At 43.6% G+C, this 9,806-nt stretch carries 7 protein-coding genes and 1 pseudogene; 1 reads left to right on the top strand and 7 read right to left on the bottom strand.

Annotated elements, in window-relative coordinates; translation table 11 throughout:
• Positions 1 to 600: 600 nt before the first annotated feature.
• The 3 genes and pseudogenes from NG796_RS26090 to NG796_RS26640 form a co-directional block, all read right to left on the bottom strand.
• Entirely contained in the window at positions 601 to 1,752 is a 1,152-nt protein-coding gene (locus NG796_RS26090) for an IS4 family transposase (protein WP_261210406.1), read from the bottom strand.
• Positions 1,753 to 2,671: 919 nt separating this feature from the next.
• Positions 2,672 to 4,202 (bottom strand): IS5 family transposase gene (locus tag NG796_RS26080; protein WP_261210403.1). Its coding sequence is split into 2 segments (ribosomal slippage): positions 2,672 to 4,090 and positions 4,092 to 4,202, totalling 1,530 coding nucleotides; the frame shifts between segments, so codons are not numbered across the junction.
• Positions 4,203 to 4,338: 136 nt separating this feature from the next.
• Positions 4,339 to 5,209, bottom strand: a pseudogene (locus NG796_RS26640) (transposase family protein).
• 845 nt (positions 5,210 to 6,054) lie between these two features.
• On the opposite strand from NG796_RS26640, the gene purN reads away from it, so the two are divergent.
• Complete coding sequence (gene purN, locus NG796_RS26065) at positions 6,055 to 6,741, top strand: phosphoribosylglycinamide formyltransferase (protein WP_261210402.1); 687 nt, start codon at positions 6,055 to 6,057, stop codon at positions 6,739 to 6,741.
• 21 nt (positions 6,742 to 6,762) lie between these two features.
• Here the strand turns inward: purN and NG796_RS26060 are convergent, their stop codons facing one another.
• From NG796_RS26060 to NG796_RS26045, 4 genes are all read right to left on the bottom strand, one after another.
• The gene (locus NG796_RS26060) at positions 6,763 to 7,368 is read right to left on the bottom strand and encodes a CPBP family intramembrane glutamic endopeptidase (RefSeq protein WP_261210400.1); all 606 of its coding nucleotides are present in this window, start codon (positions 7,366 to 7,368) and stop codon (positions 6,763 to 6,765) included.
• A gap of 81 nt (positions 7,369 to 7,449) precedes the next feature.
• The gene (locus NG796_RS26055; protein ID WP_261210398.1) at positions 7,450 to 8,514 is read right to left on the bottom strand and encodes a DUF3326 domain-containing protein; all 1,065 of its coding nucleotides are present in this window, start codon (positions 8,512 to 8,514) and stop codon (positions 7,450 to 7,452) included.
• 189 nt (positions 8,515 to 8,703) lie between these two features.
• Entirely contained in the window at positions 8,704 to 8,883 is a 180-nt protein-coding gene (locus NG796_RS26050) for a hypothetical protein (RefSeq protein ID WP_261210396.1), read from the bottom strand.
• A 64-nt stretch (positions 8,884 to 8,947) separates the two neighbouring features.
• The gene (locus tag NG796_RS26045; RefSeq protein ID WP_261210394.1) at positions 8,948 to 9,268 is read right to left on the bottom strand and encodes a 2Fe-2S iron-sulfur cluster-binding protein; all 321 of its coding nucleotides are present in this window, start codon (positions 9,266 to 9,268) and stop codon (positions 8,948 to 8,950) included.
• Positions 9,269 to 9,806: the final 538 nt, after the last annotated feature.

Genomic DNA, 9,806 nt, shown 5'->3' with positions numbered 1-9,806 from the left:
CCCAGAAGGCTCTCCTCTAACTCGGTAATTTCTCCTTGTCAAGTACAATTTATACCAAATTAGATGAGCTTACCCTGACCGTCAGAGCCATGAAACGACGTTTCGCGGATCCTTTCAATTGCTTTGCTGTCTCAATTAATAAAGTTTTCACTGAATCCGTTAATTCCATCTGCGTTCTCCTCCGTCACGGGGTTAATGTTTATTTTATCACGGCGTTGCAGAATTTATTTTATGGAAATCCCTAAGTCAACTGTGGAAACTTTACTTGCGTCGCTTTGCCATTGACCACTGGTATCGTTTTTTAAAACAACGTCTCCATTGGCAAAAGCCTCAATTAAGTACCCCCAAACAATGCGAACGGTGGAGCGATCTCATGCCTCTTCTCACCTGGGAGTTATGGTTAGCTCGTATGGCGGTAGCTGATAATCCACTGCCTTGGCAAAAACCCACTACTAAATTGACTCCTGGACGGGTCGCCCAGGCATTTTCTGGAATTTTAGTTGAGATTGGTACACCTGCGCATCCTCCCAAAACCCGAGGAAAATCCCCTGGGTGGCCTCCAGGTAAACCGCGGCGGCCCCTGAAGGGGTGACAAGACGGCTAGAAAGTAGATTGGATAAGGGACATGGCTCTTAGGCCCCTTCGATAAAAAGGCTGTTTATCGGGATGAAGTTTCATAAACTCGATACTCAATTCCTGCAATTTTTCCATAGAATCAATCCAACTGACTCTATAAAGTCCTATCCAAAAATTACTATGACGGCGTTGAGAGCGTCCAGGTTCAGTTAAACGAGCGACGTAAGATTGCACTCCTTGTTGCTTGATTGGCACGGCTTGAATAGATGATGCCGTATAAGCCAAAGCAATTAAAAGAACTAGACGAGTCAACCGCTCTTGGTTGGCTCCTGTTCCTTCTAAATTATATCCTCCAGTTTTACAATCTTTGAACATCGCTTCAATACCCATCCGCATGGAATAAGCTTTTAAAGCACTTTTTAAATCCAAAAGATTGGTCAGGATATACCAAGGTTCGCTTGCCTTATTTGACCCATACTTACGTTTCCAGTAAGCGGCTAATGCATAGCGAACAAATCCTTTATTTTTAGTGAATTGAACCGAGGGTAAATAGAGTTTCATCCCCGGTTGAAGCCCTAAATTACTTAAACTCTCAAAATCTTCGCCTTTTTTTCGACTTTGTTTAATGTAAGTGTTGCATTTTTGACGGAGGGCAAAATAAACTTTCTTTGACTGGAGCCATTTTGCCAGCTCAACGCTATGAAACTCTCGGTCCCCAACGACGATAATTTTATAACCATTCAACAACCTAGTAATTGGAGTAAGTAGAGCTTTTTGACGGGGGAGATTACTGGCTCCTGTATGGTCAATAAATGTCCAATAAACCGGCCAAGCTCGTTTTTGATAAATCACGGAACCCATGAAGAGATTGTTTTGTTTCCAAGAGGTTCTCTCTAAGGCTAGATAAATGGGCTTGTTTTTAGGAAAATAACGATGAATTAAAATTTGAATCAAGGGAAACCACAGCAGAGGAATGCTTAGACTGTTCGAGACTAAGAATCGTTGGATTCGCCGCCTCCGACTCTCCTGCTTGATAGCCAGGGGAAAACAGGCGGCCAACCGCTCAATTTTAACGGTTTTGTGCAGTTGCAAGAGCCAAACCAAGGTTTGAACCATTAGCCAGTCGGAACGGTTCAGTTGCTCAGATAGAAAAGTTTGGTAGAATGTCGGTAACATTTTTTTGTGATTATGGAGGTTAGCCATACCCCAAAAAGGAGCCGACCTCTTTTTTTTATACGCCAAATCCCCAAAACCGACAAGGGGTAAGCCTTGGAGCCTTCTTGTCACCCCTTCAGAATAACTTCCACTGATTCTCCGGGCAAACCGATAATTCGGAAGATAAAAAGTTCTGTAAAGTTCTGTTCTCGCAGAACTTCAGTAGGCGAAAAAAAAGAATAATATCTCCACGTTTAGGTGGATTAAATATATAGTTATTTTATCAATAATTAGTCGATCATTGATTTGTAAATTAGGTATTATAGCAGAGGGTATATAGCGAGTTTCAAAGGCAGAAGTGGGGATGGAAGATATTGTAGTTGATACAAGCAGAGAAGCAATAAAAAATAAACTAATGAGTAAGGGTGCTTTCTCTTGAGAAAAGTCTTTTCTCTTGTTCATGAATTTATAAACATGGAAAGCGGCCCCAAACCGCACTATTCCCACAAATATTTCCGGGGCAAGTATGGCAACGACTATCGTAGTAATAAAAAAAACGATTCCTGACCCTATCTTTTTAATATGAAAATGACCCAAGCCCGGAATCAAAAGAGAAAGAAAAACAGCCAGTCAAAGGTTTTTTAAGATTTTCGTAACATTTCAAATTGCAGGCTATTATTCTTTCTTGCAGAGGAATGAGCGTCAAAGAGATTCCAGAAGTCTAAACAGGGAGATAATTTTATTAGATATCTCCAAAAATCCTAAAATATTAGCTGGCAATGATTCTAGGATTAGGGGTTACTTTTCATCTGCATTTAATTTTGACGAGAATATAGGGTTTTAAGGAGATTTGAGCTGAAAATTACCAAATCCTTCTCGCTTATTAGTCGGTATATGGAGTTGAGAACTTCTAAGTTTTAATTAGGGCTTGCTGAAAAAGTTATAAAAAGCAGGGGGGGGTAAATGAACAAGAGGCCCCTCTGACTGCACCAATAAACAGGGCTTTACTTGGATTCTTCAATTCATAGCTAAAATTAATGCTTCGGCATAAAATTACAACAGTTTGGAAAAATTGACACAAAAAAAGACAGTAAAACTGCCTGAGCAGTTTTACCAGGTTGAGCACTAAAAACGTAAGATTAATGGAGGTTTCAGACGTATTAGAGAGTTTAGACATGACTAGATTCAGACTGAATCTTCTTTTACCCTGTCCAAATTTCCCTTCAATTTCATTGCGAATGCGCTCGTCTTCTTGTGCTTGCTTTTTATCTTGAACGCTAACTTGGGTTCGCGGTCTCCCTAATGGAGGACCGCTGAGTCTAATTCCTCTTTCTTTACACCAAGCTCGATTGACTCGGGTGCGATAAATTTTATCGGCGTGAACCGATTCCGGGTAAACTCCCGCCAATTCTTTGTAAGCCTCTACTTGACTAATAAAATCTCCACTTTCATTATAGTTTTCCCAGTTAATTTTTTTGACCAATACATATCCTTCTACACAACTAACTGATAACTTGGCTCCGAATTCCGTAGGACTTCCTGATTTGCCTCGGACGATTGGACGGACATGAGGTTGTGTTAAACTGACAATCCGATTGTCGATTCTTTTTTGATTATTTGACCACATCAAATCCTGTTGACGATAAATTTCGCTTAAGACTAATAAATTCCTGTATTGCCTTCTGCTTAAGAGTTCTAAGTTGGCTCCTTTCTCAATTAACTTGTCAATATGTCCCAAATTCCGTTTGATATATTGCAGTTGTTTTTTAACGGCTTCTTTCTTTTGTTTTCCAGAGGACTTCCTCTTTTTGGCAAAATTTAAATAATCTTTTCTAGCCTTTTTTCTGTAAGTTCTTGGTTTTTTGTCTAGGTTATCCTTCAGGGACTTATATAATAAATCTATGATAATTTCGGTGGTTTCTCTCGCTTGATTTAACAGATCCACATCCGTGGGGTATTTGATATCGGCAGGGGCAACTGTTGCATCCATTAATAGCCGGCCTCTATTTCCTGTCGGTTTTTCGGCTTCTTCCGACTTTTTTGTGCTGGGGTCCTCCGGATTGAATCCTAGACTTTTTTGGACAATTCTGCGATTGATTTTTTGAAGCCGAGCCGAACTAATTCTTTGCCGAAAATGAACCATCATTGAAGGGTCAAAGGGCGCTTCGTTTTGATAACTATTTTGCCCAATAAAATACTGTAAGTAAGGGTTTTCCTGGATTTGCTCAACAGTTTCTCGGTCACTGAGTCTCAATTTCTCTTTGATGATTAGAGCGGCCAGTGCCATTCTAAAAGGTTTGGCTGGTGCCCCCATGTCTTCAGAAAAATTCTGGGCATATTCTGCCTCAAATTCGGACTCTTAGAATTAGCTTCGACAGAACAATCCACCGATTTTCTTCACACAGTTGGCCCAATGAGGGAAGTTCAAAGGCTTCTTCTGGCCCCAGGGGGTTTTGTGATTTTCGATACATTTTCCCTTCACCGATGCACAACAATTTCCAATTTTACCTCTTTTGTGTCCGGGCAAGACTTCTACAAGCCTTGTACAGTAAGCTTTTTGTTTTTTTTCAGCAAGCCCTATTTAAGTAAAATTAAGGCTCCTATTCGTCATCTTACCAAACCACACACGGTGGAAATTATCGACTCGTAATTTGAGCGTATAAGCCTAAATCTTTCGGCAGCAATCCGAAAGTTTTTTAGTCTTCTAATTAAATGTTCTACAAAGATTCGGTTAGCTTCCAAGACTTTATTTTCTTCTTTTTGTTCAAGACTTATTTCTTGATTTTTAGGCTTTTTATGAGGAGTAGAGATTTGGACTCCTCCCACATAAGCTTTGTCCCCTTTAAATTTTTGATTAGGGTCAAACTTTTTTTTGCTGCTCCTTAAATATTTTGATATTACTAACAGATCCTTTTTCTCCGATTTTTATATCCACAATATCTTCACCTTTGGGGAGGACAATTAACTGGTTTTTAAGAGTATGATTTTTCTTTTTTCCTGAAAAATACTCTTTTTGCTCTTCGTTGTCAGTTGGCCGTTCTATGGGCTGTTCAGTGCTATCTACTGTTAACTCATGAAGAGTGAGTATTTCTTTAACTACTTCTTCGTCTCCCACTTTTTTTTTGACTTTTTCTAAAATACTGGGGGGTAATAACTCAGTTAAAATTGGCAACCAATACCGAAAAATGGTGTTAGCTGTAGATTCACAAACTCCAAATTGAGCCCCGACATACAAAAAGGAAGGATATTGGTAAAGATACAACAAAGTTAGAAGAATTTGTTCTTGAATCGGTAACGTGATTTTCCGGCCTGCCCTTTTGACATTCTTGGTGGTTTTTAACCGCTCGGCCTCCGCTTTTTTTTGGAGGTGTACAATGTCCGCTTCCCTCCACAAATCTTGGAACTGCTTATAAGTTATTCCTATAAGTCTCGGGGTTAAATCGGGGTGTTCTTCAATATATTTTAGAATGACGCTCATGGCAGGACAAAAATACAAGTCACTCTTATTATAGCAGGTCTTGTAATTTTTGGCGATGTCTATTGAAAAAAGTATTGAAAATTGTTATTGCATTTTTCTTTGATTGAAATAGCTGGAAAAATTGCCAAGGGGATTCGAGGTTATTGGGAAATTGAAAACAAGGTTCATTAGGGCCGGATGTAACTCTAGGTGAAGATGATTCTCGCCTCAGAACAAAACCTTGAATTCAAATCTGGTTGTTTGCTCGAAATTTTAAACTTAATATATAGCACGACTATGGATTGGAAAATATGGCACAAGCCCAATTTCGGGGGGATTTGGCCTTAAACTAATTAAAGAATTATTTAGAATGAAATAGCCCTGAATTCTTCCGGTTCTAATAAAGGTAGTAAATACAAATTGACGATAGGCTTCTTTGAAAAATTTTTAATAACTCGGAATTATTAGGCATGGCATTTCAGACGGTTTCATTAGTGGGGGGATTTTAAATGATAGAAGCGGAGGGCGAAGCCAGGGTCTTTTTCCCTAGTTTCTCAGCGAAAGACTCCCGCGAGGAGGACTCTCTTAAAGAATCTGCCGCTCATTTAGATAAACTTTATGATTTTATCATATCCTGGGGTTCAGCGGGTTGTTTGAACCCTGGATCTAGCCAGATTTGATATCTTCTACTCCATTCACCCGCCTGATTCGCTGATTATGAGGATTATTTTACCGTTCCGGGGTTCACGGAGGCCCATTTGGTAATAAAGTAGTTCTAATATGTCCCTGTCATTTCTCCTCCAATCACCAATCAAGGACCCATGACCCAGGACTCATGACAAAGGACCCCCGACCAATGACAAGCCATGATGACTTTAGAACCGCCGAACTCCGAATCTAGCCCTAGTTTTATTTCTCCTGCGTTGCCGCCTGAGTTTATGGCGGAAAATCCTCATGCCGATCGCCCGATTCGGTTGGGGATTATGGCGTCAGGGAGTGGCAGCAATTTTGAGGCGATCGCCGCTGCAATTTCTAGCGGACAACTCCATGCCAAAATTCAAGTTCTGATTTACAATAACCCCAAAGCCAAGGTTTTAGAACGGGCGAATCGATGGCAGGTTCCGGCAGTTTTACATAACCATCGAGACTATTCCAGTCGAGAAGATTTAGATGCAAAAATTATTGAAACGTTGCACGAGCATGAGGTAGAATTAGTGGTGATGGCGGGTTGGATGCGGATTGTGACGCCGGTTTTGATTGATGCGTTTCCCAGCCGTATTGTGAATTTGCATCCGAGTTTATTGCCGAGTTTTAAAGGCGGTCATGCGGTGGAAGATGCGATCGCCGCTGGGGTAAAAATTAGCGGTTGTACAGTGCATTTGGTCGCGCCGGAAGTGGACAGTGGGAAGATATTAATGCAAGCAGCAGTTCCCGTATTTCCGAATGATACCCGAGAGAGTTTACACGCTCGAATTCAGGTCCAGGAACATCACATTTATCCCCTGGCGATCGCCATAGCTGCTGCGGGTATCCATCGGCGATCGGCCCGGTAAACGGAGATTATTAGCGCTAGATTAATCCAGCGATCGCCCTTCGTTGCCAGTTTTACCGAGTTTCCACAACACACTAGAAATCAAATTTGTCACAATGTGCGCTGTGATAGGAACAAATAAATTTCCGGTTACCAGCGCACTCCCGCCTAAAATGATACCGACTACCGTTGCCCATACCATATAGGGCCATTGTTGGAGTCCACTGAGATGTAATACGCCAAAGCATAAACTGGATAGGATTAACCCGATCGCATTCAACCCGATCGCTGGCAGCATCACCCCGCGAAATAACAGTTCCTCACTCAGTCCCGGCAATAGCCCCAACCAGACTAAATCCGGCCATACTAGGGGTTCTAAAACAATTTGTAGATAGAAGTCCGCACAGCGTCGATATCCCGGCCACAAGCGATAAACTAGGGAACTGGTGGCGCTGATGGCGAGTCCTAACCCCCCCCCACCGGCGATCGCTACTCCATCCCAATCCCAACCCAGTCTCGTCACATTGCCAAAGTATAGCCAGAGTTTGGCTATGCCAAATAAGACGATCGCCGTTACTCCCATCCCCATGAGAATTTGAGTGCGAGTAAAGGTTTCCAGTTGTGGATCGTTCGGAATTTGTTCGGTCACGGCTGTTCTCGGTTTACAATGTAGATAGATTGACCCCCAGTGCCTCACCTTCCGATACAATTTTGGACTGGGCGATCGCCATTAATCCGCAAGGCATTGGAGAGAGGAGAGACTTGGACTTAGGGCAGTTGGGGCAATTCCTCCCCGATGCGCCACTAACCAACCCAGGGCCTCTAAGTAGGAATTAACCTCGATAGCCGGTACTCCCAGGCTGGCTGGGGGGACTTGCATCTGAGTTTGATTCTCTCGGACGGCAATAATCTGAGCAGATTGGTGACTTAAACTTAACACAGCACTACCTCCGGCTGCTGTAGCTGGTATGACGAGGGCATCAATTTGTTCGACCCAGATATCTGAGGGTTGACAATGAGTGGATTTTGTGCTAATAAATTGGGGAGCGCGACTCAGGCCAGCCAGAACACAGGGTAAGAAAGTATAACCAATTTCTTCGGCAGCGGAACGGGGAGAGATATCCGGGTCGAGGGGAAGGGGTAGCAAGGCCGGGGCATGAGCGCAGGGAATTTTGAAGGTCCGAACGATCAGATGACTGATCACGGCTTCTGCACCAGCAAGGGGATCGACGCCGGTCCCGTGGCGATAGTTGTGGAGGGCTTCGCTTTCCATATCATCGGGAAATCGGGCAACGACGGCGATCGCCTCCGCTTTGGCGTCCTTGATTAACCGTTCAGCAGCCCTGAGTAAGCTATCCGGGTTACCAATGGTTCCCCAACTTGCACCCGCAGCAGAAGTCCGTAATTCGACCTTTAATGGTGCATCGGTGATGACATATTCAGTTAGATTTAAGCCTAAAGTTGCTCTAGTGGCATCGGCAGCTTGTAAGTGGCGAATTCTGAGTTCCGGTTCGATCGCACAGTCGAGGATTAAACCGATGCGATTTTGATGGACAGGTTGTAGTCCCCAATCTCCCTTAGCAAAGCAGTCGAGGGCGTATCCTTCCACATAGAAGGCATTAGAAATCGGCCAATATAATTGTGCGCCATTGAGGACATTGGGGTGAGTAATCAGGCGATCGCAAATTTGGGCGATCGCCCTCGCGATCGGTAACGCATCTCCCGCATAACCTCCAATCGCTGCCCCTATTCCGGTAGGGACGATTAGCATAACAGTGTAAGGACGTTGAAGCATAGGGATGGGGGAGATGGGGAGGGTGGGGGAGATGGGGAGGATAGGGAAGATGGGGAGGGTGGGGGAGATGGGGATAGGAGAGATGGGGAGGGTGGGGGAGATGGGGAGGATGGGGAGGATAGGGAAGATGGGGAGAAGTTTGTAATAACGACTGATGTCGTTTCTTCTTCCCCATTATATATTTATTCCTTATGCTTCCTGTACCGTAACCACTGCTTCTACAGCCACTTTTTGAGTCTCTTCATCCACCGAAGTCACTGCCCAACGTAGGGGTTCTCCGCGCTTTTGCAGTTCGGTTTCGATCGCTTGTTGTAATTCAACCGGAGAGGCTTGTAAGTCGATTTCAGCAGAGATAAAATGAGTCGTCATGGTTAAGAATTCCCTTGTACTTTATGGTCAGAATATTAACTACTTCAAAACCCAATCTTAAAGATTAGTGACCGAATTGAGCCTCATAGACTTCATCTTCTTTTTCAGTCTCAATTTTGAGGTCTGAACGTGGGTAAGCAACACATAACAGGACGTAACCCTGTGCTTGCATATCGGTTCCCACACCCATACCATCCGATTGATCGACTGTCCCTTCGCCGATAATTTTTGCTGCACAGGTGGTACAGACTCCCGCATTACAGGAACTGGGTAGATCGAGAATTCCCGCATCATAAGCAGCGCGAAGAATCTGTTTATCTTCTGGCACTTCAATCTTGTGGGAAGTGCCTTGGTGGATAATTTCAACGGTATAAGTTTTGCCCATCGTCTCAGTTCCAGGAAATGACTTGCAGTGCGATTTTGCCCAATTTCTGAGCTTATCACTGATTGGAATGTTTTACTAGCCTCAAGTAATCAGAGCCCTCCCCTTGGCAAGGGGAGGGTTGGGTGGGGTCTATTTGGTGATGAGAACCACAGAATTTCTAGGGTTCAGAGCCCTCTTCTTGGCAAAGGGAGGGTTGGGTGGGGTCCATTGGTTGATGAGAAACACAGAATTTCTAGGGTTCAGAGCCCTCCCCTTGGCAAGGGGAGGGTTGGGTGGGGTCCATTGGTTGATGAGAAACACAGAATTTCTAGGGCTGAAACCTTTAGGGGAGAAGGGATTAATCCTTGTTTTCTTCCTGAAATGGGGGACCTCACCCTAGCCCTCCCCTTGCTAAGGGGAGGGAACCGGAAGAAGAATTAATTCTTGTTTTCTTCCGGGAAATGGGGGACCCCACCCTAGCCCCTTACAGGTATATGTTTTTATCACCTAGGGTATAATAGGGAAGGGAGGGACCCCAGGTATCCCCGGATGATGAAAG

This window comes from Laspinema sp. D2d, from assembly GCF_025370755.1.
In the GTDB taxonomy this organism is placed as follows: Bacteria; Cyanobacteriota; Cyanobacteriia; order Cyanobacteriales; family Laspinemataceae; genus Laspinema.
This window is presented reverse-complemented; position numbering and strand designations above follow the sequence as displayed.